General features: G+C 69.9%; 27 protein-coding genes. 6 read left to right on the top strand and 21 right to left on the bottom strand.

Features of this window, described 5'->3' with window-relative positions; translation table 11 throughout:
• From ACQPYA_RS02385 to ACQPYA_RS02375, 3 genes are all read left to right on the top strand, one after another.
• Positions 1-438, top strand: a complete 438-nt coding sequence (locus ACQPYA_RS02385; RefSeq protein ID WP_433530996.1) for a DUF6907 domain-containing protein — start codon at positions 1-3, stop codon at positions 436-438.
• Between the two features lie 340 nt (positions 439-778).
• Positions 779-2,914 (top strand): CHAT domain-containing protein, encoded by a 2,136-nt coding sequence (locus ACQPYA_RS02380; RefSeq protein WP_433530995.1) that lies wholly within the window; start codon positions 779-781, stop codon positions 2,912-2,914.
• Positions 2,915-3,038: 124 nt separating this feature from the next.
• Positions 3,039-3,206: a hypothetical protein gene (locus tag ACQPYA_RS02375; protein ID WP_433530994.1), complete on the top strand. Its 168-nt coding sequence runs from the start codon at positions 3,039-3,041 to the stop codon at positions 3,204-3,206.
• A gap of 62 nt (positions 3,207-3,268) precedes the next feature.
• On the opposite strand, the gene ACQPYA_RS02370 is transcribed toward ACQPYA_RS02375, so the two are convergent.
• The 21 genes from ACQPYA_RS02370 to ACQPYA_RS02270 all read right to left on the bottom strand — a co-directional run bounded on the left by ACQPYA_RS02370 (position 3,269) and on the right by ACQPYA_RS02270 (position 23,007).
• The gene (locus ACQPYA_RS02370) at positions 3,269-3,934 is read right to left on the bottom strand and encodes a hypothetical protein (RefSeq protein WP_433530993.1); all 666 of its coding nucleotides are present in this window, start codon (positions 3,932-3,934) and stop codon (positions 3,269-3,271) included.
• A 194-nt stretch (positions 3,935-4,128) separates the two neighbouring features.
• On the bottom strand, positions 4,129-4,524 hold the full coding sequence (locus ACQPYA_RS02365) for a hypothetical protein (RefSeq protein WP_433530992.1): 396 nt from the start codon (positions 4,522-4,524) through the stop codon (positions 4,129-4,131).
• A complete protein-coding gene (locus ACQPYA_RS02360) occupies positions 4,521-5,186 on the bottom strand; it encodes a hypothetical protein (protein ID WP_433530991.1) in 666 nt (221 codons plus the stop codon). Before ACQPYA_RS02360 ends, ACQPYA_RS02365 begins: the two co-directional genes overlap by 4 nt.
• Positions 5,186-5,605 (bottom strand): hypothetical protein, encoded by a 420-nt coding sequence (locus tag ACQPYA_RS02355; RefSeq protein WP_433530990.1) that lies wholly within the window; start codon positions 5,603-5,605, stop codon positions 5,186-5,188. Before ACQPYA_RS02355 ends, ACQPYA_RS02360 begins: the two co-directional genes overlap by 1 nt.
• A 25-nt stretch (positions 5,606-5,630) precedes the next feature.
• On the bottom strand, positions 5,631-5,963 hold the full coding sequence (locus ACQPYA_RS02350) for a hypothetical protein (protein WP_433530989.1): 333 nt from the start codon (positions 5,961-5,963) through the stop codon (positions 5,631-5,633).
• Entirely contained in the window at positions 5,960-6,424 is a 465-nt protein-coding gene (locus tag ACQPYA_RS02345) for a hypothetical protein (protein ID WP_357215314.1), read from the bottom strand. The genes ACQPYA_RS02350 and ACQPYA_RS02345 overlap by 4 nt, the downstream gene beginning before the upstream one ends.
• A 91-nt stretch (positions 6,425-6,515) precedes the next feature.
• Complete coding sequence (locus ACQPYA_RS02340; protein ID WP_433530988.1) at positions 6,516-7,010, bottom strand: hypothetical protein; 495 nt, start codon at positions 7,008-7,010, stop codon at positions 6,516-6,518.
• Between the two features lie 127 nt (positions 7,011-7,137).
• Positions 7,138-8,124 (bottom strand): DUF932 domain-containing protein, encoded by a 987-nt coding sequence (locus ACQPYA_RS02335; protein WP_433530987.1) that lies wholly within the window; start codon positions 8,122-8,124, stop codon positions 7,138-7,140.
• 175 nt (positions 8,125-8,299) lie between these two features.
• Positions 8,300-8,872 (bottom strand): hypothetical protein, encoded by a 573-nt coding sequence (locus ACQPYA_RS02330; protein ID WP_433530986.1) that lies wholly within the window; start codon positions 8,870-8,872, stop codon positions 8,300-8,302.
• A complete protein-coding gene (locus tag ACQPYA_RS02325; RefSeq protein ID WP_433530985.1) occupies positions 8,869-9,333 on the bottom strand; it encodes a hypothetical protein in 465 nt (154 codons plus the stop codon). Before ACQPYA_RS02325 ends, ACQPYA_RS02330 begins: the two co-directional genes overlap by 4 nt.
• 260 nt (positions 9,334-9,593) lie before the next feature.
• The gene (locus tag ACQPYA_RS02320; protein WP_433530984.1) at positions 9,594-10,793 is read right to left on the bottom strand and encodes a hypothetical protein; all 1,200 of its coding nucleotides are present in this window, start codon (positions 10,791-10,793) and stop codon (positions 9,594-9,596) included.
• Positions 10,794-11,221: 428 nt separating this feature from the next.
• Positions 11,222-12,274 (bottom strand): M23 family metallopeptidase, encoded by a 1,053-nt coding sequence (locus ACQPYA_RS02315; RefSeq protein ID WP_433530983.1) that lies wholly within the window; start codon positions 12,272-12,274, stop codon positions 11,222-11,224.
• A complete protein-coding gene (locus ACQPYA_RS02310; protein WP_433530982.1) occupies positions 12,262-13,077 on the bottom strand; it encodes a replication-relaxation family protein in 816 nt (271 codons plus the stop codon). The genes ACQPYA_RS02315 and ACQPYA_RS02310 overlap by 13 nt, the downstream gene beginning before the upstream one ends.
• A gap of 62 nt (positions 13,078-13,139) precedes the next feature.
• A complete protein-coding gene (locus tag ACQPYA_RS02305) occupies positions 13,140-14,738 on the bottom strand; it encodes a type IV secretory system conjugative DNA transfer family protein (protein WP_433530981.1) in 1,599 nt (532 codons plus the stop codon).
• Positions 14,735-15,985 carry a hypothetical protein gene (locus ACQPYA_RS02300; RefSeq protein ID WP_433530980.1) on the bottom strand — a complete coding sequence of 417 codons (1,251 nt, stop codon included), beginning with the start codon at positions 15,983-15,985 and terminating at the stop codon, positions 14,735-14,737. The genes ACQPYA_RS02305 and ACQPYA_RS02300 overlap by 4 nt, the downstream gene beginning before the upstream one ends.
• 140 nt (positions 15,986-16,125) lie before the next feature.
• Positions 16,126-17,919, bottom strand: coding sequence for a VirB4 family type IV secretion system protein (locus ACQPYA_RS02295; RefSeq protein ID WP_433530979.1), 1,794 nt, complete (start codon positions 17,917-17,919; stop codon positions 16,126-16,128).
• Complete coding sequence (locus tag ACQPYA_RS02290; protein WP_433530978.1) at positions 17,916-18,842, bottom strand: PrgI family protein; 927 nt, start codon at positions 18,840-18,842, stop codon at positions 17,916-17,918. Before ACQPYA_RS02290 ends, ACQPYA_RS02295 begins: the two co-directional genes overlap by 4 nt.
• On the bottom strand, positions 18,839-20,542 hold the full coding sequence (locus tag ACQPYA_RS02285; protein WP_433533360.1) for a hypothetical protein: 1,704 nt from the start codon (positions 20,540-20,542) through the stop codon (positions 18,839-18,841). The genes ACQPYA_RS02290 and ACQPYA_RS02285 overlap by 4 nt, the downstream gene beginning before the upstream one ends.
• Before the next feature lie 323 nt (positions 20,543-20,865).
• A complete protein-coding gene (locus ACQPYA_RS02280; protein ID WP_433530977.1) occupies positions 20,866-21,312 on the bottom strand; it encodes a pilin in 447 nt (148 codons plus the stop codon).
• Positions 21,313-21,590: 278 nt separating this feature from the next.
• The gene (locus ACQPYA_RS02275) at positions 21,591-22,412 is read right to left on the bottom strand and encodes a hypothetical protein (RefSeq protein ID WP_433530976.1); all 822 of its coding nucleotides are present in this window, start codon (positions 22,410-22,412) and stop codon (positions 21,591-21,593) included.
• 280 nt (positions 22,413-22,692) lie between these two features.
• Positions 22,693-23,007: a hypothetical protein gene (locus ACQPYA_RS02270; RefSeq protein WP_433530975.1), complete on the bottom strand. Its 315-nt coding sequence runs from the start codon at positions 23,005-23,007 to the stop codon at positions 22,693-22,695.
• Between the two features lie 64 nt (positions 23,008-23,071).
• Between ACQPYA_RS02270 and ACQPYA_RS02265 the strand changes: the two genes are divergently transcribed.
• The 3 genes from ACQPYA_RS02265 to ACQPYA_RS02255 are packed head-to-tail and all read left to right on the top strand — an operon-like array spanning position 23,072 to position 25,285.
• Positions 23,072-23,806, top strand: coding sequence for a hypothetical protein (locus ACQPYA_RS02265; protein ID WP_433530974.1), 735 nt, complete (start codon positions 23,072-23,074; stop codon positions 23,804-23,806).
• A gap of 13 nt (positions 23,807-23,819) precedes the next feature.
• Positions 23,820-25,079 (top strand): DNA methyltransferase, encoded by a 1,260-nt coding sequence (locus tag ACQPYA_RS02260; protein WP_433533359.1) that lies wholly within the window; start codon positions 23,820-23,822, stop codon positions 25,077-25,079.
• Positions 25,076-25,285 carry a helix-turn-helix transcriptional regulator gene (locus ACQPYA_RS02255; RefSeq protein WP_433530973.1) on the top strand — a complete coding sequence of 70 codons (210 nt, stop codon included), beginning with the start codon at positions 25,076-25,078 and terminating at the stop codon, positions 25,283-25,285. Before ACQPYA_RS02260 ends, ACQPYA_RS02255 begins: the two co-directional genes overlap by 4 nt.
• Positions 25,286-25,288: the final 3 nt, after the last annotated feature.

Below are 25,288 nucleotides of genomic sequence, written 5' to 3'. Positions count from 1 at the left end.
GTGCCGACGTCAGCTCACCGCAGGATCAGACACGCGAGGAGGCCAACCGTGGCCGAGCCTGCCCGAGCGGCCAGCGCCGCCCGCCCACCCCACCCACAGCACTGCCCGCCCTGGTGCATTGACTGCCGCCACGACGACGCCGACCCCTTCTCACCCCGAGCGCTCCTACACCGAGGCGCGGCCGACGCCGTGCACGTCTACGACCAGGAATGTCTCTTGGTTGAGGCACACGTACGGGTCGCCTACTGGGACAAGACCCCGAGCTGGATCGGCACCGATCCCGCCGACCTGGAACGTCCCTATGTCGAGTTCAGCGTCCCGACCGAGGACTGCCTACAACTAAGTCTCAACCCCGAGCACGCTCGTAGCCTCGCCGCCGCCCTGCTCCGTGCCGCCGACGCAGCCGACGCAGCCCTTCGGGGTAACGCCCTGCAGTAGCAGAAGCAAACGCGAACGGCGGCACGTGTTCCGAGCGCAAGGCTAGGTGCGGCTGCAAGGCCCACCAGCCGACCTAAGCCCAGCCGATCCCTTGACCTGCGACTCTGCCGATGCAGTAACCGTGATGGGGGGTCTACACGAAATCTTTCGATCGGCGCCAATCTTCGAGACCTGACAGCGCCGGCTTGGTCTCTGCCCCATCACCGCGAGTAGGCAAGGTTGTGGCGCGGCAGGTATGGCGAAGAGCGGGCCGAGCACCTTGCAGGTGGTCGCTGAGCAGCTTCTCGAAGGCGGCCCGGCCGAATACCACCAGCGACGCGGCAGAGAGGATAATTGAGTCGTGGAAAACTCGGCAGGTTGGGCACAACGACCGCTTTACGTCGTCCTGTTTGACTCAGAAAAGGATGATTCGGATCAGCCCGTGCGATCGGAACCGTTCGGTGAAGATGAGCCAGGCACCGTCCCCCACCACCTCGACCGAGCCGTTGCGGCTGCGTTGCCTGCGCTCTGGTACTGTCTTCACCTGCCGAACGATCTTACTCAGATGCTCGATTTGCCGGCGAATGCCATCACCGCGTTGCAGCGCCTCGATCTCTCGCATGACATTCTCCTCATGCCGACGAAGTTTTTTACCGAGAAGCTGATCCGTAACCTAGCAACGACAGCGCATCCGATGCTGGTGATCTGTCCGGATGATCGACTCGATCACGTCGCGCCCATCTCTAAAAGCCTTGGGTTTGCGTTGGCCGCAATTGGTTTCTCACGACTGTCCGACGAATCTCTTCACGAACATTGGCGCCAGATTCATCGGCATCACCTGCCCGAGCAGCCTTACCTCGGACGTGAACCGAGTCTGCCCGGACGTCTCGATCTCGCGCCGGCAGCCCTGCCGATGCGCTGGCTAGCAAGACAATACATTGATAGGCCGTGGGCCGAAATCGGAAGAGAATTTGATATCGACCCACTCGTAAAGGACGCCATCCGCCTTCTCTTGGGCAACGCGACGACGAACGCACTCGATCAAGCGGGCGCAACACAAGAGGAAGGCATTGCCCGGTGGGACGAGACATTTTCTGAGCAGCTCAAGCGATTCTCGCCCGTCGTCACAGTGTCGATGCCGGGCGTCCCCGCTAGCTACTCACGTATGGCGCTGACCCCGGCCACACGGTCGCGGGTGCGGCGAATACCCTCCCTTGATCCTGAGGACACGTGGTCACTGGAGATCGGGACGAGACCGGATTCCCTGACAGAACGAGCTGCTATCGAACTCGTCGTCACCCGGAGAGCGATCGGCCGAGGTGGCATCGGGATTCCCTTGCCCGAGGTTCCACAGGAGGCATTCACTCAACTCGCCGAGCTCGAACGGCATTTCGAGGGGACTGTGAACGGTACCAAGGTGTGGCGGATGCTTGAGAGGCTCAACCAAGCAGCCAACGTATCCTGGACTCCCGGTGTTCTTACGGCCATCAGTCGCGCGTCAATGATTTACGCCTACACCAACTTCCCGATTGGTCTCCTGCGTCTGCCGTCGGACAGCGCTCCGCTGATGACACGCGTGCCCATCGCATACCGGCCTGTGCTGCCCTTGACCCGTACGCTTCAGCTTGAACTAAGCAGATCCCCCGGTATCACCCTTCGGAACCGTTGTAAAGTTCTCGTGGCTGAGTGCATCCCAACGTCTGATCCGGTGGGAGTCGCATCCCGCCAGGGCTGGGACGTTTCGGAACAGTACTTTGCAGGACAGGCCCCAGCGGTGGAGCTTCAGCGAACCGAGGCTCTGTCTATAGCCGAACTACAGACTGCCATCAAGACCCACAAACCAGACATTCTTGTAATCAGCGCCCATGGCTCGCTCTCGCGTGAGACCAATACCGCCGCGCTAGTCATCGGGAAAGACCTGTGCCTCGGGCCGGAACTGGATGAGGTGCCACCAGTAGTCATCCTGAGTGCCTGTTATACGGCCCCTCGCGGCCGAGCTATCGTCGGAGTCGCCGACCTTTTGCTTCGGCAAGGCGCGTTGGCCGTTCTGGGCACCCAAGTCCCGGTCGATGTCCGACACAATGCAGCACTGATGGTCCGTTTCTTCGTTTACATCGGCGAAGTGCTGGCGGGTCGCGAATCTCATTCCAATCTTCTTGAGGTCTGGCATCGAACCCAGGCATCGAATGCGATTAATGATGTACTGTTGGCATCGCGCTCATTGCATGCCTGGGGAAGGAGTCGAACGGAATCAGGATCGTCGGTTCTCGCTGAGTTCATGGAACGCCGGTCCGTCGGTCGCCTTCGACGAGGGCACATCTACTCCGACACCGAGATGGTGCTGTGTGACATGGCTGATTCTATGGGAGTTGGATCACAGGTCCGGAACTGGTTGAAGCGTCCAGGTTATGTACCCGAGTCATTCTTTTATGTCTTCGTCGGTCGGCCTGATTCGATCTACTTCGACGACCCCTTCAGCGCCGCTGGCTTTGGCTGAAAGCCGTTAGTCGTAGTCCCAACCTGGCATCAGCGGGGGTCTTGATCGCGCCGTCGAGGTCAGCGTGGATAGGTACGGCTGCCCGATTGGGCACCGCACCGAACGCTGCCAGAAGGGATCACAGATGACCGACAGAGCGCCCGGCCTTCGTACGATCGAGGTCGCTGACGATGTGTACGACGTGCTGAAGCGCACCGCAGACAGCCGAGACACCGACATCAACGGCGCGCTGCGCTACCTGATCGAGGTTCCGACGCCTCGGCCTGCCGGCGAGGACGACGACGAAGACTGAACCACTCGTACGACAGGTGCCGCCGAGGCCGGGCTGACCCGACTCGGCGGCACCTGTCGCACTCAGGCCCTTTGCCCGGAATAGGCACCGCTTGCCGCACACGCGGCGGCAAGTAGTCGTTGCGCCGTGCGCTCGGTGATGTCGAGCTGCTGAGCGAGCGCGACGCCGAGGCCGCGCCGGTCGCGTCCAGTGCGGTCGGCCTCGGCCAGGAGCGCGATGGCAGCGGAAAGCCGAGGGTCGTCGGCGTACGGGTGCGGCTTGCGGGCACCAGTGGTGCCGGGGGTGCGGCCGGTGGACTGCCGGCCCGTCCGGGCGTCGGCCACAGCCCACACGGTGCGCCGGAACCACAGACGACGCACCCGCCCGTCCGGCAGCGTCTCGACTCGGTCGGGGTGGTCGTACAGGGTGTCGGGCAGGTTGCGGTACGAGCCGTAGCCGAGGACCCTCGCTGCCGCACCGGAGCCGATGAGGTCGTCGGAGTCGCCGCGGCGGTCGACCCTCGTCAGCTCGGCGCGCTTCGCGACATGGTGCGCGGCGTGGAACGCCTCGATGTCGTCGAGCCAGAACCACTCCCGCCCATCATGCAAGAAGCCTTCGGGGAAGCCGAACCGGGCGCGGTGGCGGTGCCAGTGATTGACCGTGGAGTACGCCGCGCCAGTGTGCGCGGCGACTCCGGCCCGGTCGAGGGCGAGCCGTCCGTCAATCACGTGTCGTGCCACACCGTTCATCCTCCCCGGGTTCTTCGTGGCCCACGCCGTGCGGTCGAGGCGAGGCGAGCAGGGCGCGCGGTCATAGGATCGGCGGTACGCCTGGCTCGGGCAGAAGCGGTCGTGTGGTCCGCAGGTTGGCCTGCAGCGGGGCGAGGTGGCCGGTCGGGATTCCACGCACCCTCGGGTGTGCCGCCGGCCACCGACCCGCCTCGTTACGACGGCGGACGCAGCACCCGCCACGCCGCCTTCGCCATCAGGTGTATCGGTAGTGCGGCGAGTTTCGCCTGAGTGGCGGGTTTGATCGCGTCATAGACGGTCAGGATCGCGGCGGCGGTGGTCGCGTCCACCACCACCCCGTCGATCTTGCGGAAGTTGCCGCCCTTCGCCTCCCGCAACAGCTCGATAACGCGGGAGTCGCCAGCGGTCGCATGGTCGGGAAGCGCCTCGATCTCGGCCAGCGATTCGCAGTCTGGGCAGGTGACGAGGTGCGGGTCCTCGGTGACGCGGCTCAACGGCACGTCGGCTGCGCCGCACACCGGCCCTATCCGGCGGCGGCCCTTCGCGTGCGTGAGGGCGGGCCACTCGTGCCGGCCCGTGGTGTCGGTCATGGTGCCTCCCCGGTCGGGTGGGTCCAGATGCCGAGGGGGTGGCCCGGCGCGATCCGGCCTCGGCCGGGGGCGAGGGTGTCGAACACGTCGGAGTACCGTTCGTGGAGTTGGCCCCGGGTGCGCATGAGGTGTTTGCCTCGGGTGAGCTTCGCGGGCAAGGCGTCGGCCACCCGGCCGATCAGCCCATACAGGTCACGGGCCTCGATAAGGTCGCCGCAGCCCTGGCACGCGGACCATCGTTCGCCCCATGCTTGGGTGAAGGCGTGCTCGGTGTCGGTGCGGCGTACCCGCGCCGCGTGGTGCCGAGACTGGTAGTCGCCAACCGCGACCACTCGGGCGGTGACTCGGCGGGCGTCGGTGACCTGGTTCGCGCACCGGTAGATCCAGGCGGCGTCGGGTGCGGTGCAGAAGTCGCACTCGATGATCGGGTCAGGGATCTCGGAGATGGGTGCGGGCTCGGGGCGGTGGTCGCTGCGCTGGCCGCGTTGCTCGGCCGCGTGCAGGTACTCCACGACCATGCCGAGGTTGTTGTAGCGGATGTTGAGCGCTCGGCGGCAGCGGCGGCAGTAGAGCGACTCCGGGACCGGCGCCGTGCTCGCGTCGAGCGCTGCCGCCTCGGGGAGTCGGGCGGATTCGTCGGGGTGTGGGGAGTGCGGTGGCATTACTGGTCGCCTCCGTCCTGGTGGCGGGTGAGCTGCGGCCGGGTGGGGTTGGCGGGGTCGAGGGTCAGTCCGAGGCGCAGGCTTGCGAGGTCGACCAGCCGCCGCAGCAGGCTCGCGGTTCCGGTGCTGAGGTCGGCGTCGTAGTCGTGGGCGATGCGGCAGGCGTCGCGTACCGCCTCGGCCGCTGTGGTGAGTGCGGCCTCCAGGGCGGCGCGGTCGTCGGCCCGGGTGGCTCGCCTGACGTTCTCGGCCGGGTAGGTGCGCTCGTCGCCGGTGGGAAAGCGGAGGGTATAGCGGCGGGCGTAGGTGGTGTGCGGGGTGGAATAGCGGACATCGGTGATGGTGCCGAGGCGGTACTCGACCAGGTCGGTCGGCGTGATCACCCGGGCGTTGTCGCCGTACTCCAGAGACCGGTACATCGGGACTCCGTTCAAGGGGTGAGGGCTAGCTGGTGGGGTGGTCGACTTCGCCGCCGCCATTGACCTCGAACGCGATGAGACGGTCATCGGTCTCGGTGGTGTCGGCGTGCAGGTATAGGTCGTCGGCGCGGCGTTTCAGTCCGATGGAGACCCCGTGCAGATCGAGCACTACGTAGGCGGTGCGGTCCCCGGGCTCGCCGGGGTAGACCCGCAGGTTGAGCCGGCCGATCACCTCGGCGCACACGGGGTCGACCGAGCCGAGCAGAGCCAACGCTCCCGCGAGTTGCGGGCCGCTAAGGGTGCGTTGCCCGTCGCTGAAGCCGTCGGTGTTCTCCGACGTGGCCGTCCCGGTCGTCATGCCGGCCTCCCCTCGTCGGTGGCGTGCTCGTCGGCCGGTGGGGTGGGTGGGAAGGCTGGGAGGATGCTGGCGAGGGTGCTGCCATCCGGGTCGTCGGTGAGGGCGGCGCAGGCGATGAGCGCGACTCCGGCAGCGGCGGCTTGGGCCGGGGTGTACCGGACCCGTACGGCGCGAGTGCCGTCGAGGGTGGTGGCGCGGACCTCGACGCGGCTCGCCTGCCAGGTGGCGACGGGCAGCCGCTCGTCCGGCGTCGCGTTGACGGTGCCGCGCAGCGCCTCGCGGAGTGCGGCGCGCAGGTGTTCGCGGCGGCGGGCGGCGGTGGCTTCCCACCTCGACGCCGCTTTCTCGTGGGCGGCGCGGGTGTCGCCGGTGGCGACCGCCGCGCGGGCGTGGAAACGTTCGGCGTTGCCGGTGGCGTGAGCAAACTCGGCGGCGAGGTCGAACAGTCGGTCTGGATTCATACGGGTGCTCCGTAGCGAGTCGAGGGGATGTCGCCTGCGGGTGCCGCGCGGTCCGGGTGGGACCGTGACCGCGCGGCACACCGGGCGACGGTCAGGAACGGGCGACCGGCGGGCCGGCGGCCCCGTCCGGGGTGGCCGGCCGAACGGCGGACCCGGTAGCGAACGGGGGTGCGGCCTTCACGTGCGGCAGGCCGGGGTCGAGCTTCTGCCCGATGCGGTCGAGCACGAGCGCCCCGTTGGCGGTCATGTGCGCGCCCACGGCGAGGGCCTGCGCGCCGGTGAGCAGCACGACGAGGCGGCGGGCCGAGGTGTCGTGCACGTGCAGCTCGACGTGGCCGTTGGTCAGCGGTCGGACCGGCATGAACCGCTCGACCTGCGCCGCGCCGGGCAGTCCCGCGCGGATCGCCTTGACCAGTTCCCGCCAACGCTCGTCAACGAGTGCGTCGAATCGGGCGGCGCGTTCGGTCAGGGTGGCGTGTTCGGCGTGGCTGGTGGAGTGTCCGGCCAACGCGCGGGCGACCTCAGCCCGCGCAAACTGGGCGCACACATCGTTGACCAGCGCGATCACGGCCGAGTCGGTAGGCACCGAGGCGGGTGGTGGCGCGACGACCGGCTCGGTACGGACTTTCGCCGTGCCGGTGGCGTGGTGCGCCCCGGTGACAGGGCCGGGCTTGTTCCTCTTCTTCCGGCGTCGGAACCATGGCCAGCGCATCTCAGACCGCCAGCAGCTCGAACGCGCGGGCCTTCAGGTCCGCACCGGCACCGGTCAGCGCCCGCGTGGCGCGGGCGAGGTCGGTCTTGGCGGGGGCGAAGTGGTCGACGTACTCGGTGATGGCCTGGTATCCGGCCCACCGGGTGCCCTTGATCGCCTTCTGCGTGTCCGCGTCCCGGATCAAGTACCGCAACGTGTTCGTGCGCTGCTTCGCGTTGTTGCGCGCCGTGTCGGAGGCGTCGTCGGCGAGTGGCCACACCTGCGCGACGATCTTCTCGAACTCACCCATGGTCAACGACTCGTTGATCATCTTCTCGGCTTCGGCCTCGAACGCGTCGAACGCCTTCCACATCAGCCCGAGGGCCTGCCGCGCCTCAGAAATCTTGCTGGTCACGTTCGAGGTGTGCCGGAACGTGTACGAGCTACGCGACCGCTGGTAAGCGAGGGCTTGGGTGTTCGCGCACACGATCCGCACCGGGGTCGCGTCGAGGCGAAGCGCGGCGGTGCCGTCGTGCGAGGTGGTGGCCGCGAGGTACAGGTCCATGTCGTCCACCCCGGCAATGCGCATCGCAGTGGGCAGCTTCATGGTCACGAACACCGACCGGCCCTTGCGCATGGAGCCAGCGGTCTCGAAGTGCGCGCCGGAGGCGTCGACCAGGAGGTTGAGGGTCTCGGCGACCTGCTCGTTCTGCACCACGCTGTAGTCCTCGCCGACGACGCCGAGGTACTCGGTCTCACCGGTGGCGGGGTTGGTGCGCACGGTCATGTACTTGTCGGGGCAGTCGACCTTCGTCACCCCACGCTCGGTGACCTCGATGCCCTGAAGGGCGATCTTGCGGACCTCCCAGCCGCCGAGCCACGCCTTGCTCATGACCTCCTGGGCGGTCATGCACGCCTCGGCGACGGTGCCGAGTTGGTGCCAGGCGGTCAACCGTGCGGAGGCGAAGGCCGTCTGACCGTTCGCGAGAGTTTCGAGTTCGTGTGCCACGGTGGCACCCCTTCCCGGTCGTGTGGTGTTCGGTTGGGCGGCACAGTCAGGGGATTCCAAGCCCTGACCGTGCCGCCACAAACAATGTTTCCTACCTCTATCCGCCGATCAAGACGATCGGTTCGAGTCGATGAAGGTTTCTGCGGCGAATCTGACGCCCACCGCGCGGCGCGGCCTACCGGGTGTCGGTAGCCGGGCGTAGCCGCCCGTCCGGCCCGTACAGATAGGTGTGCACGGTTTTGAACGGGGCCGGTAGGTACACGGTGAACCCGTGTTCGGGGATGAACCGGGTTCGGTAGGTGCGGGTGATGCCCAACAGGTACCGGTCGGGTTTGTCGCCGTGCGACCCCGGCGGGATGATGCCCGCCCCGGGCCGGTCGGCGCGGGCGCGGCGGTGCTGGCCGAGCGCGATGTGTGGGCAGAGTGACAGGGCGGCGTTCATGCACTCGGGGTGCCCCGGCGGGTCCGCGTAGCGCATCAGCTCGGCGGCCCTCGGGCCGCCGAGGAACGCCACCCAGTAGCCCATGGGCTCACCGCACAGCGAGCACCTTCGTTCGACCGCGAGGCGGGTCGAGGTGGTGGTGTTGATCGTGGTGAAGTCCACGTGCGACCCGCCGCCTGTCGAGTCGGGGTGGATGTTGACCGGTGGGATGGGTAGGCCGCGCCGCTCGTCGTGGGGACGCGCGGCCAGCGAGGGCGGGATGTCGGGCCGGTTGGCGGCCGGGCCGGTGGCCGATGGGCCGGTCACGAGTCACCGGCTGCGCGGGTGGACCGGGCATCGGTCACGGTGACGTGCGGTAGCTGTGACCGCAGTACGGCGTGTGCCTGTTCCCATTGCGCCTCGGTCAGGGGCAGGGTGACCGGTTCGAGGTTTGCGGCGGTCATCGTCACGGCCATGATGTCGGCCTCGTCCGCCGAGTCGAATACGGCCACCATGTCGCCCCCGGCAACCATGTAGACGCGCCGGTCATCGGCGGGCCGGGGCACCCGGACGGTACGGCGGTGTTCGGCCAGCCACCGGCCCACCACCTCGACCGGGTCGCCGGTCAGGGTGCCGGTGTCGTAGCCCTCGCCATCGAGCCACGCGAGATGATCAGCGACAGTCCAATCAGGATGGATAAGCCACGATTGCCGGACGGCCTGCCACATGGTCAAGCGTGCCGATGCGCCGATCGGGTCCGCCGGTTGCGAGCCGTTCGGGCCGGGCACCGGGCATAGCGGGGTGCCGTCGTGGTGGTACGCGACCGGGCGTGAGGCGAATCCGTCGAGGGGCCAGCGACGCGGCGGTACGGGCCGGGCCGGTTCGGCGCATTCGGGGCATTCGGGGCAGCACAGCGCCCCCGGCGCGACCGTTGGGCCGTGGGGGTGGTTGTGGGGGGTGGTCATGGCCTGTTCCTTCCGTGGTGTTTGCGGGTGGGCGTGCGGGTGCCGGGGCCGGGCATGATGCCCGACCCCGGCGGGGCGGTAGGTCAGGCCGCTACCGGCGCGGCGGCGGCCTCGTCGGTGCCGGCCTCGTCGGCGCTGGTCTCGTCACCGGCGGGCGGAGTGGCGTCGGTCTGCGGCGGGGCCATGAACGCGCGAACCTCGGCGGTCGGGGCGGGCGGGTTGTCCGCGAGGGCGTAGGTTTCCGGGGCCTCACGGGTCAGGACCAGCACCCCGAACCCGGTCAACTTCTCCATGCCATTGCGGACCGCCCCGGGGCTCCGCCCGCCGATCTCACGGGCAACGGTGCCGGGGGTCACGTCGTGGCCGGGGCCGAGGTCACGCATGAACGCCTCGACCCGGTTACGCAACTCGTTCTTGCCCAGCTTGGCCGACCCGTCGCTGTTGATCTCACCCGTGCTACGGCCGGTGCCGGTGGCACGGCGGGCCGAGGGGCGGCGGATCTTGCGGGTGTGCCCGCACGTCGGGCACGTGCTGTGCGTCGGCGCGTTCGCCGGGTCCACGGTGGCGAGGTCACCGTCCCCGATCACCCACAGCTCGTCACCATCCTCGGTGACCGGCAGGCGACGGGCCGCACCGGCAACCTCCATCGCGGCGAGGATCGTGTCACCCATCGCCACCGACAGGCCACTCTCCCCGATCGCCGCGTCAGCCGTGATCCCGTCCGGGTGCCCACCCAACACACCCGCCATGATCAACACCTTGAGGTCAGGCTGACGCGGGCCGACCGGCGCACCGAACACGGGCGCACTGGACACCGGGGCCTCGGGCAGGGGTGCCTCGTCGGCCGCGACCGCCGCCGGGTCGGTCGGCGGGGTGTCCTCGGCCGTCGGCTCGTCGGCGGTGGCCGGGCCGTCGTTGTCGGCGGTGGGCTCGTCGGCCGTGTCCGGGGTCGCGTCCGTGGTGGCCTCGTCGTCGGCGGTGCCCGTTGCCGGGTCGGTGGCCGGGGTGTCGCCGGTGGGCGTCGGCTCGTCGTCGGCGTTCGGGTCGGCGGTGGTGGTCTGCCAGGTGTCGGCGCTCTTGCGGTTGCCCTTGGCCGGGTCGGGGGTGCGGGTGGCGGTCCCGGCGGCCTCCATGGCGGTGAGCGCCTCGGTGACGACCGGTAGCGGCAGGTTCGCCTGTCCGGCCAACTTGCGGGCGGTGACGCCGGGGTAGGTGCGCAGCGCCTCGGCGACAGCGGACCGGGCCTCGTCGCTGCCGGGGGTGAGAACGATGTTTGCGGTCATGGCAATACACCTCCACATAAGGGGTTCACGAATAGCGATTCCGCATACGCGTGATGCGCATTGTTTGCGGTTCCGCCGGGGCGGTTTTTGTTGCCCACGTCCATGGACCCTCTGCACACGACGATTGTCAACCCCGCTACGCAAGACTCTTTACGGGAATCGCCCCGCACCGCTTCCGTTCTCGATTCTGGAACCGCCACCGCCACCCGAAACGCCATTTGACGGCCCCATGTCCGACGCTGCGGCACGTTCGGCGCGGCTCCCTGGTGCTGCATAGGGTGGGCGACACGGGGGCCGCTCACGCCATCTTGCGGGGTCGCGGTTTCGGGTGGAAACGACTACGCCGCGCGCCCGGCGGACCGGACGCGCGGCGCTCACCGCAACCCGTGCGGGCCTTCTTGAATTGTGCGGAAAATCACTTCACGAATCTACAGGGACACGCCCTTTGGGCGCATGAAAGGAACGGGGTCAACGGCATTGTTCTCGGTGGCGGGGTAGCCTTCGTGGATCTCGTAGTGCAAATGCGGACCGGACGAGTTCCCGGAAGTCCCGACGTGGCCGATAGGCTGCCCCGCTATCACGGTCTGCCCTACTCGGACAATCGGCTGTCGCACCATGTGGCAGTACCGCGAAACTATGTCGCCCGCGTGGCGGATCTCCGTATACCAGCCGCACCCGCCGAGGCCGGGGTAGCCGTCACTGTCGCACGCCATCGGGCCGCCGGTGGGGTCCCACGAGTCGCCCCCGATGTTGCACCGGACGCGCACCACGACGCCACCGGACGCGGCACGGATGACGGTGCCTTTCGGGGCCATGATGTCGACCCCGTCGTGGCCGGGCCGGTCGCTGGTGCGGAAGCCGGAGCCTGCCGTGCCCGCCACCGGGCGGGTCCACCCGGAGGCGCTGATCGGCGCACCGTCGCACACGGGCAGCGTTCCGCCGGTGTACGCCGTCACGATCTCGGTTGCTCGTGTCTCGTGTTTGGCGTAGGCGTCCGGGTACGCCGACCGCTGCACCTTCTGTGCCGCGTCGGTGAGCGGTAGCCGTTCCCACCCCGGCACGGCGAGGAGACGCTCGTAGAAGGTGGCGGCGGCGTACTCGGGGTTCATGATCTGTTCCGGGGTACCCCATCCTTGCGACGGTCGCTGTTGGAACAACCCCAACGAGTCATGATCGTTTTTTGGGCCGAGGTGCCCGTGGTTGATCAACGAGGATTCCTGGAGGGCGGTCGCCACGGCGATCACCCACCCGCGCACGGGTACCCGCAACCGCTCACCCACGGTCACGATCACCGAGGCGTTACGGACCTGCTCAGCCGACAACCCCGCCGGGGTCGCGCCCGGTGCGGTGACCGCCCCGACGCAGCTACCACCGCCACCGCCACCGCCGAACACGGACGAGACGACACCGGCGGTAGCCGAGGTGAGCAGCAGCAGCGCTACGGCTACCCCGGTCGCGACCCACAGCGCTACCCGTCCCACGACGCACCGCCCCCGGTCGGCGTAGGTAGGTCGGCCAGACGTACCCGGGCGGGGTGCCCCACGACGCGCCAGACCGGCCCCGCCGGGCCGCCGGACGCGGCGGCGTGGTCGGCGGCGGCGGTGGCCACGGTCAGCCCGTCCGGCACCCCGGCCCGCCGGAGGTGGGCGTGCAGGTTGGTCTCACGGGCGACGGTGGGCAGCCAGAACAGCACCGGGTACGCCCGGCGGGGCGGTAGGGCGGCGTAGCCGGTCAGCTTGCCCACCACCCGGCCCAGGGTTTCGGTGCCGAGGTCGGCCTCGACCCAGAACGGCACCGCACGCCCGTTGTCGGCCCACACGCCGTGTCCGTCCGGGCGGACCAGGTTGCCGCACGCCTCCCGGCAGCGTGCCTCGTTCCACCACCGCACCAACCGCGCCCCGGGGTGCGCGCGGGCATGAGCCGTGAGCGCGACGAAGAACCCGTTCACCGTGAGCAGGTGCGCCAGCGTCGGGGACATGGCGAGTCGGGCCGTAGCGTCGCGCACAACGGCGGGACGGGGCAGCGTCTCGCCTCGTCCGGCAGCGAGCAGTGCCGCGCCGACCGGGCCGAGGGTCCACCTCCACGCTTGCGACCCGGGCCTCTGGTAGTGCCGGAACCGGTCGAGGATGTCTCGATCATGGAGGGTGTTGAGGCGGTTGCGGGCACGACCGACCGACCCGAACGCGAGGTCGACGAGCTGATCGGTGGTGAAGGTTCGGTGCTGGTCGAGCAGGTCGAGCAGGAGCCGGTCTCGAGGGGTAAGTCGGCCGAGTTCGGCGGCCACGACGGACGCCGTAAGGCGGAGACTGCCGGTGGCAGATGTACGGGTAGGAGGGATATCTCTTATCAGTCGGTTCCGGTCCACGAGCCCTCCTCACCCCCGTCCACGTGCGCGTACGACGTGTTCAAGGGGGCGTGTTCACCCGGTGGTTCGTGGTCGTTGCGTTCCTCGTTGGATCGCTCGTTAGACCTCTCGTTAGACCCCTCGCCCTGAACAGCGAAGGTGTTGCGACCCACCAGTTCCATCGCCATGTCCTCTACGGGTGCCGAGGGTTCGGCCTTGGGGGCGGCGGTGGCAGTCTCGCCGAGCAACCGGTGACGTTCCTTCATGGCGAGGCCGGTGTGGCCACGGGCAGCGTGGCGCAGCTCGCCGGCTCGACCTGGCACGGCCGGTGGTGGGGCCTCGGTGTCGGCAGTGACCGGTGGCACGACCCTCCCGCCCGCAACCGGCCGGAGGACGACCTCGTAGCCGCCGAGCCGGATCAGGTCCCCGTCATCGAGATACGGCCGCAGGTGCCGGGCCTGGTCGATGGCATCGCGGGGCGCGAGGGCGAAGTACACCTTGTTCCGGGCGTTGGCGTCGATCGCCTCCACCATGTCCCCCGACAACTGCCCGAGATACTGGTGAGCGAGGACGAACGAGGTGTGCAAGCTGCGGGCCTCGGCGAGCGCGTCATCTATGCCGATCGGCAGGTGCAGGAAGTTGTGGCACTCGTCCAACACGATCATTGCGTCGGGACGCTCGTCCTCGCGGATGCGGGCGCGGGCGGTAGTCGCCTGCCACAACCCGGCGAGGAGCAGGGAACCGACGAGGCGGGTGCCGTCCTCACCGATGACGCCCTTGGGTAGCCGAGCGAGCATGATGCCGCCGTCGAGGATCTCGGCGAAGGAAAACGTGGTGGCCGGCACCCCGAACAGCGACGCCGCCATCGGGTGCGCCAGGACGAGGCGGAGCCGGGACAGCAGCGGGGCAATCAGGCCGGAGCGCTGGGCGGCGGGCAGCTCGTTGAACCCTTCCCAGAACTCGCCGAGGGTGTTGCCCTCCCAGGCGTTCAGCTTGCTGGTGGCGGCGTTGACCCGTGCGGTCCTCCACTTCGAGTCCGACAGCAGCCGCGGTAGCTGGGCGAGGGTGGCACCTTCGACGTGAGCGAGGGTGAGCAGGCCGTGGTAGCAGATGTCGGCCGTGCGATGGCCCCACCACCGTGACCACACCTTCGCCATCACCGCCGTCAAGTTCGCGGCCACGTCGTGCGCGCTGCCGCCATGCACGGCCGGGTCGAGCAGGTTAATCGCCGGTGGCGCGGCCCGCTCCTCCGGATCGATCAGGACCAGCCGGTCACCACAGTCCTTCGGCAGCCGATCCAGGAGGTCTCGGATGAGGTCACCCTTGGCCGGGTCGAACGCGGCCACGCCGCGCCCGGCCTCAACGTCATCCAGGATCATCCGCATCAGCAGGGTGGTCTTGCCCGTGCCGGTCGGTCCGAGCGCATGAACGTGGAACCGGCAGTCGGCCAAAGAGATCCCGACCCGCATCGCGGGGCCAGCGTTGGCGACGCCGATGACTTTGCCGCCCAGGCCCTGCCGGTCCTCGACCGGCACCAGGTTCAGCCGGCGCCCTTGCGGGCGAGAGGTAGGAGCCACGGCTTTGCGGTTGGTCTTATTCATGGGGTGCTCCACACGGTTGGCGGGTCGTCGGCGGTGGGCGCGGCTTGCTCTGCCGGGCGAGGGTGTGTGTCCCGCTCGGTGGCCCGGAAGATGTCGCGGGTCGCGGCCCGGCGGCGTGACGCCGCGCCGGGCAGGCCGTAGGCGGCCGGTTCGGCGGGCAACCCGGCCAGGGCGGCGGCTTCCGCCACGGACACCAGGCTCATCCGGGCCTCGGGCACCCACCGGTCGGCCGCCGCGAGCGCGCCGGAACGGAGCCGGCGGCGGGTGAAGTGGGCCGACAGCAGCCCGAACCCGGAGCTGACATCAGCAGCGGCAGCGCGGGCGGCGGGCTTAGTGGGGCCGGCGGCGACGGTGTGCACGGCGACGAGCAGGTGCGGTGCGTCGGCGTACTTCGCCCGCGCCTGCCGGGCCAACTCGGCGGTGTACGGGTCAGTGGAACGGGTGTGCCGCCTCGGGCTCGACGGGCCGGGGGTGACGATGTCCAGAACGCCGAGGATCAGCGCGCGCAGCCCATCGGCGAGCATGCCGGCGGCGCGGGCGGTTCCTCGGGGCCGACGGGCGCGTTGGGGGTTGGTCATCGCGCGGCGCAGCGTGCGCATCCGGTGGGCGGGTGCTCGGCCGAGGTGGACTTGCAGGATCGCGCCGCCGGTGCGCCCGGCCGAGGCCAGCCCGCCGTAGACCCCCCGGAGCCGGTCCTCTTCGGGGACGCTCGCGTCCATGCCTCGGCGGTGGGTAGGCGTCGTGCCTTCGACCAGGGGTAGCCATTCCGGCTGGGTGGGCCAGACCGCGAGGGCGGCGATGGCCCCGGTGGTGGGGACGGCTGGTGGGCGGGTCTGTTCAGCGCGGACCCCGGGCCAACCGCGTTGCAGCAGCCGCACCACGGCGGTCGGGTTGACCCCCGGTGGCAACCACAGCCCGCACCGCATCCCCTCCGGGTCGGCGGCGACCTCCCACACGAGCCTGGCCGGGCGCAGCGCCCACCGGCGCGGCGCGGGCAACGCCGTGGCAAGCAGCCGCCACAGGCCGATCGTCGCGGCCGGAGTGGCGGTGACCGGCGGGATGATCTGCAGCCACCGCGCTGCTGAGGCGTGCCGTCGCCAGACGCGCCGCCGCCACAACGCCCACCCGACCCGTACGGCGATGAGGGCGGCCAGGGAAGCGAGGAGCAGCGGCCACCGGTCGCGGACGAGACGCCAGACGGCGTCGGTGGCGTCGATGCCCCCGGACCCGCATACCAGCTCGCCCACTATCGAGTCGGGCACTCCGCCCTGACCGGGCACACAGCCATCGGGGGCCGATGCCTGCGAGGGCGGGGATGCGGACAGTGTAGAGGAGAAAACCATCGGGAACTCCGATCGGCAGTGGTGAAGGAGGCTCGCGGGCGGGATCAGCGGCGGCGGGCAGGCGGGCCGGTGACCGGGCCAGTGACGATCAACTCGTGCTCGGTTGGGGAGGCGTGACTGTGGAAGGCCACCCGCGCCGACCCCGCTGCGAGGAGGGCGTCTCCGCGTTGGCAGGACAGCAGGAACGCCCGTTCACCATCGGTGAGCCCGAACGCCTCGGCCACCGCGTCGATCGCTTGAGGCGCCTGCCTGAGTAGCACCTGGGTTGCGGCGTTGGAGACGACGGCGCGGCCGGTCTTGGTGGCGAGCACGTCAGCGGCGTCCTGGGTCACCACGGTCAGGCCGGTGCCGTACTTGCGGGCGGACTTGGCCAGGGTCTCCAGGAACACGCCGCCGCGACCGCCGGACAGCAGCTTCCACGCCTCGTCCACCAACACCATCCGCAGCGCATCGGGCCGTGCGCCGGAGGCGGTCGCGCCGCGTACGGTGCGCCAGATCGTGTCCAGGGTGAGCAGCGTCCCGACCGGATGAAGCTGCTCGGGCAGGTCCTTGATGGCGAACACCACCAGGTGCCCTCGGGCGGCGGTGGTGGTGGGACCGTCGAACAGGCCCTTCATGCTCCCGGCGACGTAGGGGTGCAGTCGGGCGGCGACGCGGCGGCCAGCGTCGTCGGTGTCCTCCAACGCGGCCATCACATCACCGATGAGTGGGGCCGGTCGCCTCCAGGTGCGCGGGTCGGTAGTGATGCCCTTGGCCCGGTACGCGGCCAGCACGGCGACGTCGAGGGAGCGGGCCTCGTCGCCGGGCAGTGGGGCGGTGACGGCGGTATCGCCGCTGCCCATCACGGTCACGAGCGTGTGCAGGAACCGTGCCCGGTCGTTGAGGGCATCGTCGTTACCCGGCGGCAGGTCGAGAGGGTTGATCTTCACACCAGCCGCGCCGAGCCGAATGACCGTGCCGCCGACCGCATCGGCCAGCCGCAGGTACTCGTCTTCAGGGTCGATGACGAACGCCTGCACCCCGAGGCACAGGTTGCGCAGCAGGTCGAGCTTGGCCAGGTACGACTTGCCTTCCCCGGAGCGGGCGAGGATGACCGCGTTGTAGTTGGACTGCGCCCACCGGTCCCACACCACGACGCCGGCCGAGTATAAGTTCAACCCGAACAGCACCCCCATACCGCTGTCCCCAGCGGTGTCCGGAAGGTCAGGGCTGGTAAACGGAAAGCTCGCGGCAAGGGCGTCAGTGTCGAAGACCCGCTTCATCCTTAACGCGTCGAACGCGAGGGGTAGACCGCTGATCCAGCCCTGCAACTGACGCCACGTCACCGGCGCGGTGTCCAGCAGCAACGAGGAGGCCAGGGACCGCACCTCGGCCACCCGATCGGCCAACTCGGCAGGGTTGGCGCCGTGGACAGTCAGGTACAGACTGAGGCGGAACAGCCGGGCCTCGCCTCGGGCGACACGGGCGGCCAGCTCGGCGGCGTCGGCCGCAGCGGCGTCGAGGTCGGGATCATCGAGGCGGCCCTTGGCCGCATCCTGCCGACGGGAGGACTCGAACCGGCCGCGCTGCTTCCGCAACCGCTGCGAGGCCACCGCCGGCGCGACAGGCTCGATGTGGAAGGCGGCGTCGACCAGGCCCGGGTAGGACAGGAGCGGCTCCGCCCACCCCGGCCCGACCTCAGCCGGGTAGCCGACGACAGCCAGGGTGGCGCTGTAGCCGTCCCCGACCCGCACGTATCGGCCGTCGACCTCCACGGCGTCCGGGGAACCGGGCAGGATCGCGGCAGACTCAGGCAGGGCGGACCGCCGCTTCGGCAGCAGTGCGGACAGCAGTCTCACCGCTGGTCACCTCCGTCAGATGGGGCGTAGGGCGTGAGCGCTGGGGCGGTGGGGTCGAGGCTGACCGCGAGCCGCACCGTGGCCTCCGGCTCACCAAGGACCCGGGCGGGAACCTCGCAGCCTGCGAGGGCACGCACCGTCTCGGCCGCTGTGTGGGCGGTGTGGTGCGCGCCGCGTCGGCTGCGCATGGCGACGGTGATCTGCCGGTGCAGCAACTCACGTTGCCCGGCCAGGTCATCGAGGAACGTCACGTGCGCGTGGGCTGCCTCTTCCAGGGCGGGGTGCGGCAGCCCCGGGGTGGCAGCGAGGAACCGGTCGGCCAGGTAGGTCAGGTCGACCCGCTGTGCCCGCACGACGATCTGCGCCGGGCCGTCGAGGCTGTGCAACCAGCGGGCGAACCCGGCCACCAGGCCGTTCTGCTCGGCGGGTGTCCGCAGGCCGAAGGCCACGGTCGAGGCGGCGACAAGGCCCGTGGTGCCGTCCGCTCCGAGGTCGATTAGCCCGTCGCCGGTGATGCCCTTCGCGGGCAGCCGCAGCGGTGCGGGCAGCGGTAGCCGGTCACCCGGCCCAGCGGTGGTCTGCACCCACGCCGGGGCCGGGATGACCGGTCCGTCGGCCGGGACGAGCCGGCGAGGGCTGCGGCGGTGCCGTAGCGCCGCGAGGACCCAGGCGTCGAGGCTGACGCCGTCTCGGCGGCCGACCGCGAGCAGGAACGCCGCAGCGGCGGGCGGCATCGCCCCGGCGAGGAACACCAGTGGATGCACGAGCGTGGCCACCGCCGTCCACGCCGCGTAGAGGAGTAGGCCCGTGACGGCCAGGATCACCAACTGGCGTCCTGACATGCCGAACGCGAGCCTGTCCGGCCGCTCGATGTCGGCGGGCACCCGAGCCCTCATTGGGGCCTCGTTACTGTGGCGGCTCACCGCTGATCACCCCTCGGCTTCGATGAAGAACCCCGCACCGGACCGGACGACCTGGACGGCGGGGACGGGGACGGGACGGCGGACGGACCTGCCGATGTCACACCGCCCGCCGGGGACGGGGACGTTCGCGGCGGGGACGGAAACGCCGACCGCCGACCGTCCGGGGACGGCGGGGCGGACGACGCCGGTGGACGGGGCCGGGGCGTGCTGGGCGTGGCTGCCCGCCGAACGGCGGACGGGGTGCCCGGGTTGGCGGCGGCTTGCCCGCTCGGGGTAGCGCGTCGCGCTGCCGTGGGCCGTGTCCCGGGGGTCGAGGTTCGTCGTGGCCCGCCGGGTGCCGGTGTGGCCTGGGCTGCGGAGAACACCGGCGTGACCGGGGCAGGTGGCCGGCGCGGCGCGCTCTGCGGCGCTGGCGCGGCCGAGAACTCCACGGCTGGTGCCGCGCCTCTGGGTGCTGGGGTCGGTGCCGGGGTCGTGGCGTCGCTGAAGGCGACTCGGGCCGGTGGGGTGGTCGGGGACGGCACGCTCGGGTGGGGCGGGGTTGGGTGGGAGAACGGTGCCGCCGGGACACCGCCGGACGGGGCAGGGGTCGGCGTGGACGGGACGGCCGGGTGGCTGAAGGTGGGGGCGGCGTTCGTCCCGGACGGCGCGGGCAGCGGCGTGTGGGTGGCCGGGGCGTGGCTGAAGGCCACCGGTCCCGGCGGAGGCGGGGGGACGGGAGTCGGCCCCGGACGGGGCGGGCGCGGTGGACGGGGCGGACGGGGGCCACCCGGTGACGGACGAGGGCCGGGCGGACGAGGGGCCGTCCGTCCGCCGGTCCGGGACGGGCTCGCGCCGAGGATGCCGGCCGCCGCACCGAGCGTTTTGATCATGATGAAGGCGTGGACGAGTTGCCCGAGCAGTCCTCGGCCTTTGCTCTGTCCGAGCGGTCCGAGAACGAACTGTCGCATCCAGCCCGGCAGTTTGATCAGCAGCCACAGCATCGTCAGGCACACCACGACGCCGAGGAGCCCCTGCCCGGTCGCCGGTACGCCCAGCACGGTCGGTCCGGCCGGGGTGAGGAACACCTTGACGCTGGCCATGACGACGACGGCTTGACCGAGTTGCAGGCCGAGGCAGGCCAGCGTGCACCGCCACCACAGGTGCGCCACGCCCTCGGTGAGTGGGCTGGCGTGGCAGATCAACGCCGCCGGGGCGACCCCGAGCAGGATGATCAGCGCCGCCAGCCGCAGGACGAACGTGAACTCCAGAACCAGGCACATCACGATCACGGCGATGACCAGCAACGCCATCAAGAACCCCTGACCCTGCAGGGCTTCGTCCACGACCTGCCGGATCGCCGTCGCCGCGCTCGGCCCGTCGATCGTGTTGCCAGCGATGGCCACGGTCAGCGCGTTGGTCAGCTCGATGGCCTTCTGCCCGATGATCAGGCTGCAATTGGCCAGGACCACCCCCACGGCGATGCGGGGTAGCACCTGCTTGAGCCCGTACTGGGTTTGCAGCGTTTCCCGGGCGGTGACCAGGAACCCTCCGGCGACGATGAACAGCACGATGATGCCGTTGGCGACGACCAGGCTGGTTGTCCAGATCGCCTTGACGTGCTCGTTGTTGGTGAGGTCGGGGGTGGACAGCCAAGACGCGCCGAGGGCTTCCATCACCGGCTGGAGAGCCTGCTCAGCAGCCCACACCACCAAGTCCACCACGGCCTTGCGGATCTGACCTCCGACGTCGTACCAGGCCGGATCATCGCTGACGGAGGGCTGGCCGGGAGTCGGGGCCGGACCAGGCGCGGGTGCCGGCACGGACGGAGACGGTTCCCCTCCCGGCGGACGGACGCCAGGGTCAGGCACGCCGGGCGTTGGCGGCAGGCCGGGTGCGGTAGCCGGAGGGCCGGGTGCCGGGCTCGGCTCGGCGTGCGCCGGCCCGGCCCAGGTCAGGGCAAGGCCGGCGAGGATCATGCCGCCGAGCAGCAGCAACGACACCGGTCGGACCGGGCGGCGGGATCGGAGCGTGAGGGCACTCATCAGGCCACCCACGCGCCGACGATGGTCACGAACAGCGGCGCGAGCAGCGCGAGGGCGTAGCCGATCGCGGCGGACCGCAGCGCGAGCTTGGCCTTCTCGACCTCACCGGGATCGCCGTTGGCCGCCAGGTACCGCAGGCCACCGACGGTCAGGAACAGGGTGGCGACAGCGACGAGGATGCCGACGAGCCACGCGCGGATGTTGTTGGCGACCTGCTGGATCGACTCGGCAGCCAGCACCACCGAGGTGGGCTCGGCCGCCCACGCCACGGTCGGCACGGCAACGAGCGCTGCCGTCACCGCGGCGGCGTTGAGGAGTAGTAGCAGGGCGGCGCGGACAGTCCGAGGACGGCCTCGGGGCGGACGGCGGACGGACGGCCGTCCGCGCTTGCCGGCCCCGAGGCGGCGGTTCGCCGCCTCGGGGCGTGGGAAGGGGTGGTGATTCATGGGTTGGGCACCTCCGGTGCACACGCCGACGCAGCCCGCAGCGGGGCGTGGGTGCGCGAGTGGGTGGCGAAGGCGGGACCGGGCGGTGCGGGGTGACCTGTAGTGCCGACCGGCGCGGCCGTCCTCCTCACCGGGAAGGCGATGGGCCGGGGACCGTGCGGGGTGTCAGCGCCGTCAGCGGGTCCGATCGGAACAAGGTCACCTGCGCGGAAGAGTCCCGCACTAGGGGATTACAAATCCGAGCCCCGGATTGGAAACCCGCAGCTCAGGCAGGCTGGCTACGGACGCTTCCGGGCGGTGGACGCGTCGAGGACCACCGTCGCCGTGGCTTCGTTGACCACGTCGGTGTACGGATCGGACAGTTCCCCGGCCTCGATCGCGGCCTTCAGTCGGGCGACGGCGGCGGTGCGCCGCTTGTAGAGGTTCCAGCGAGGCTGACCGGTACGTTCGGCGTAGGCGGTGAGGGTGACCTCTTCCAGGTACGTCGCGCCGATCAGATCGGCCTCCTGAACGGTGATTGCCCCGGCGGTGACCGCGCGGGCCAGGACGAGATCCGGGTGACCGTACGGGGCCGGCGGCACCACCGCGCCCGGGGCGTGGTTCGGTGCCCCGAACGAGGCGGGCTCCTGCTCGCGCAGCTCGGCGCGGGCCTTGGAGAACGCGGCGGACAGCAGGTTGCCGACCACGCCCGGCCTGGTGACGTCGACCGTGCTGAGAGCGCGGAGGAAGTGCTCGACAATGGCGGCCTGCACGTCGCCGGTAAACAGCTTCGCCAGCAGGTACGCCTTGAACCGCAGGCCCGGCAACGCGACGCCGACCACACCGGCACGCCACGCCGGATCACCGGTACGGGCGCGCTGCACGAGCAGCCGCCACGCCGCGTCCCGGGCGGCGAAGCCGCAGGACGGGTGCATCAGGATCGCCGACAGCTCGGGCAGAGCGATGGCCCGGCGGGGCAAGCCGTGGCCGAGGCTGCGACCGTCCACCGACAGCGGGTTCGGACCCTGCCCCAACAGCCGGAACCGGTACTCGATGTCGCTGAGCAGTGTCTCGCCGCGCGGCCCGGCAGTCGGGCCGGTGGCGGGGGTACGACAGTCCATGGTGGTGCTCCCTCGTGATGACCGTTGCCGTCCGGCGGGAGTGCCGGTCGGCGCTGTGCCACCACGCCACCAGGGACTTTGAACAGATCATGAACACTGTTGATCTTGTTCAAGGCGTCTCGACCCATGTTCAACCCGGCCGTCGCCAATCCCCGTCGATGCATCTCGACGTCAACCAGTGGACACCCCGAGTCGGGGTGTGTAACCCGTGGTCAGGCTGTTCAAGGCCCTTCAAGCTGGGCGCAGCCACGTCAAGACGGCACCCTTGAACACGCGTCGCCTACGAGGCAGCCACGGGGTGAAGCAGGACGACCACGAGCGGCTTTCGCCGAGGGCACTCACGCCCCATCTCGATCGTGTTCAAGGCCCCGAGGCGGCGAGCCGCCTCGTGTTCAACCAGATGACGATCTTGTTCAAGCCCGGCGCGGATCTTGTTCAACCGGCCAGGGATCGCGTCGGCGGCCCTCACGGGTCGGGTGATGCCGACAGCCGGTGTCTCTATGGCTCTGACCTGCGTGTTCAACCCGTTGAGGATCTTGTTCAACCCGGCGGCGTCGCGCGAGGTACCCGGCTCGGCAGCGGGCGCGGTTTCCAATCCGAGGCCCGGATTTGTAATCCCCTAGTGTCAGCGCTTGTCGGCGGACGTGGCCCACACGCCCATGCCGAAGCCCCACTCCACCGCCCCCGACGACCGGCCTCAGCCGGCACCGGTCGGGCTGCTCCTGCCCCGAGCCCGCGTCCCGCGCACGCCCCGTCCGGGAGTGCCGCACTGGCACGGACTGTCCCCGAGCCACCTCGCCTACCTCATCCGCCGCTACACCCACGTCGGTGACGTGGTGCTCGACCTCGACGCGCACCCGGCCGCCATCGCCGCGACTGCCTACCTGGACCGGGTACCGGCCCGGCTGGTCACCGATCGCCACGGTCTACACGTGCGGTTCCTACCGCCCACCCCCGAACGCCCGAACCCACACGCCGCACGACGGCACGGCCCATGTGTCGACCTGATCCTGGCGACCCTGCCGCAGGGCGCACAGGGCCTCACCCGAGACGGCATCGCCACAGCAATGAGCACCTGGCGGCCTCTGCTACGCCCCGGCGGTTTCCTGCTGGTTGGACTCACCGCCTCACCGCCTCAGCCGGGCGAGGTCAGCCAGCGGACCTCGGTCATCGCCGCCGCCCGCACCGCCGGCTTCTTCTACCACCAGCACATCCCCGCTGCCCTCGTCCCGCTGCCCGAGCACGAGCCGCGCACGGCCCCGGAACACCTTGACGAGGCCGACGGCGGGCGGCGTCTGCTCGCTGGCCGTCATCTACCGACGTTCCGGGACCTGGTCGTGCTCAGGACCACCGCCACCGCCATCGCCACCGGTGAGGAGAACGCCCGTGCCTGAATCTCGTCCGCCCTTGCACCCCGGCGACCCCCACGACTCCGAGCCGCCGTACCACAGCGCGTCCTATCTGGCGGCGCTGCTCGCCGAGGGCTACCTCGGATCGGTCTGGCTCACCGGCCAAACCGCATCGCGTGACCTGCGGCGCGGCCGATACACCCCGGAGTCGTTGACGCACCCCGGCAAGATGCTCCCAACCATCCCCCGCTACGCCATCCGCACCTACACCAACCCCGGCGACGTAGTCCTCGACCCTATGGCCGGCATCGGCACCACCATCATCGAAGCCATGCACCTCGACCGGCACGGCGTCGGAGTCGAGTACGAAGCCGAATGGGTCGCCAAGGCAGCCGACAACATCCGCCACACACTCCAGACCGGGGCATCGGGCCAGGGCGAGATCTATCACGGGGACTCGACCGCGCTACCGTCCCTGCTGCCGGCCAGCCTGCACGGCCAGGTCTCCCTCGTGATCACCTCACCGCCCTACGGGTCGTCCACCCACGGCCACGTCCGCACCCCTGGCCCGAGGCGCGGCAAGGTCCGCAAGATCAACCACAAGTACGGCGGCGTGGACAACCTCGCCTACCGCAGCCACGGCCAACTCGCCGACGGGTTCACCGCGATCCTCGCCGGTTGCCGCCAGCTCCTGCGTCCCGGCGGACACGTTGTCGTCACCGCCCGGCCCTACCGCCGCCAGGGCGAACTCATCGACATCCCCGGCATGGTCGTCGCCGCCGGCATCAACGCCGGACTTGAACTCGTCGAGGAGTGCATTGCCCTCATCTGCGGCGTCCGCGACGGCGTGATCATCCCCCGGGCCTCGTTCTTTCAGCAGAAGAACACCCGAGACGCCATCGCCACCGGTGACCCCCAATGGCTCGTCCAGCACGAAGACGTTCTGATCCTCAAAGCCCCACTGATCTCCACGAGTTTGGCCGAACCGAGGTACTCGCGACGCGAATCCGTACTCGGGCAGCCGCACGCCCTCGGACGCCACTCGACATCGCCTCGGCCAGTCACCGGCGGTGCGCGCCGTGATCACAGGCTTGATGCCTTCGCCCCGCCACGCGTGGATCGACGTCCACAACCGGTGCCCCCCGCCAACGCGGGTGGCACCACCGCACCCCCGGCCCACCCGGGCCGGGATGCTGAAAGGACATCCGATCCGTGCCGTCCACCAGGGTCCGTACGACCAGATGCCACCGACCACCGGCGGTCTACCGACAACGACAGGGCGACCCGACAGCCCGGCCCATCGGCAGGCCGCCCATGACCACGCCCACCACCGCAGAATGGCGGCCCGACCCTCTCCTGACCATTGATGACGTCGCCGTCTGGCTGGGTAAGCCGAAGAACACCCTCTACGCCTGGCACAGCCGAGGCAAGGGACCGCGCGCCATCCGAGTCGGCAACACCCTGCGCTACCGACGCAGCGAGGTCGAACGCTGGCTCGACGCCCACACCGACCCGGAGCGCTGAGCC

It is taken from the genome of Micromonospora sp. CA-263727 (assembly GCF_050942455.1).
In the GTDB taxonomy this organism is placed as follows: Bacteria; Actinomycetota; Actinomycetes; order Mycobacteriales; family Micromonosporaceae; genus Micromonospora.
This window is presented reverse-complemented; position numbering and strand designations above follow the sequence as displayed.

Bases quoted from the DNA above. Each gene is read 5' to 3' on its own strand.
- ACQPYA_RS02365 (WP_433530992.1), bottom strand. From the start codon at position 4,524: ATGACCGACACCACGGGCCGGCACGAGTGGCCCGCCCTCACGCACGCG.
- ACQPYA_RS02360 (WP_433530991.1), bottom strand. From the start codon at position 5,186: ATGCCACCGCACTCCCCACACCCCGACGAATCCGCCCGACTCCCCGAG.
- ACQPYA_RS02370 (WP_433530993.1), bottom strand. From the start codon at position 3,934: ATGAACGGTGTGGCACGACACGTGATTGACGGACGGCTCGCCCTCGAC.
- ACQPYA_RS02345 (WP_357215314.1), bottom strand. From the start codon at position 6,424: ATGAATCCAGACCGACTGTTCGACCTCGCCGCCGAGTTTGCTCACGCC.
- ACQPYA_RS02350 (WP_433530989.1), bottom strand. From the start codon at position 5,963: ATGACGACCGGGACGGCCACGTCGGAGAACACCGACGGCTTCAGCGAC.
- ACQPYA_RS02355 (WP_433530990.1), bottom strand. From the start codon at position 5,605: ATGTACCGGTCTCTGGAGTACGGCGACAACGCCCGGGTGATCACGCCG.
- ACQPYA_RS02265 (WP_433530974.1), top strand. From the start codon at position 23,072: ATGCCGAAGCCCCACTCCACCGCCCCCGACGACCGGCCTCAGCCGGCA.
- ACQPYA_RS02275 (WP_433530976.1), bottom strand. From the start codon at position 22,412: ATGGACTGTCGTACCCCCGCCACCGGCCCGACTGCCGGGCCGCGCGGC.
- ACQPYA_RS02375 (WP_433530994.1), top strand. From the start codon at position 3,039: ATGACCGACAGAGCGCCCGGCCTTCGTACGATCGAGGTCGCTGACGAT.
- ACQPYA_RS02280 (WP_433530977.1), bottom strand. From the start codon at position 21,312: ATGAATCACCACCCCTTCCCACGCCCCGAGGCGGCGAACCGCCGCCTC.
- ACQPYA_RS02320 (WP_433530984.1), bottom strand. From the start codon at position 10,793: ATGACCGCAAACATCGTTCTCACCCCCGGCAGCGACGAGGCCCGGTCC.
- ACQPYA_RS02305 (WP_433530981.1), bottom strand. From the start codon at position 14,738: ATGAATAAGACCAACCGCAAAGCCGTGGCTCCTACCTCTCGCCCGCAA.
- ACQPYA_RS02255 (WP_433530973.1), top strand. From the start codon at position 25,076: ATGACCACGCCCACCACCGCAGAATGGCGGCCCGACCCTCTCCTGACC.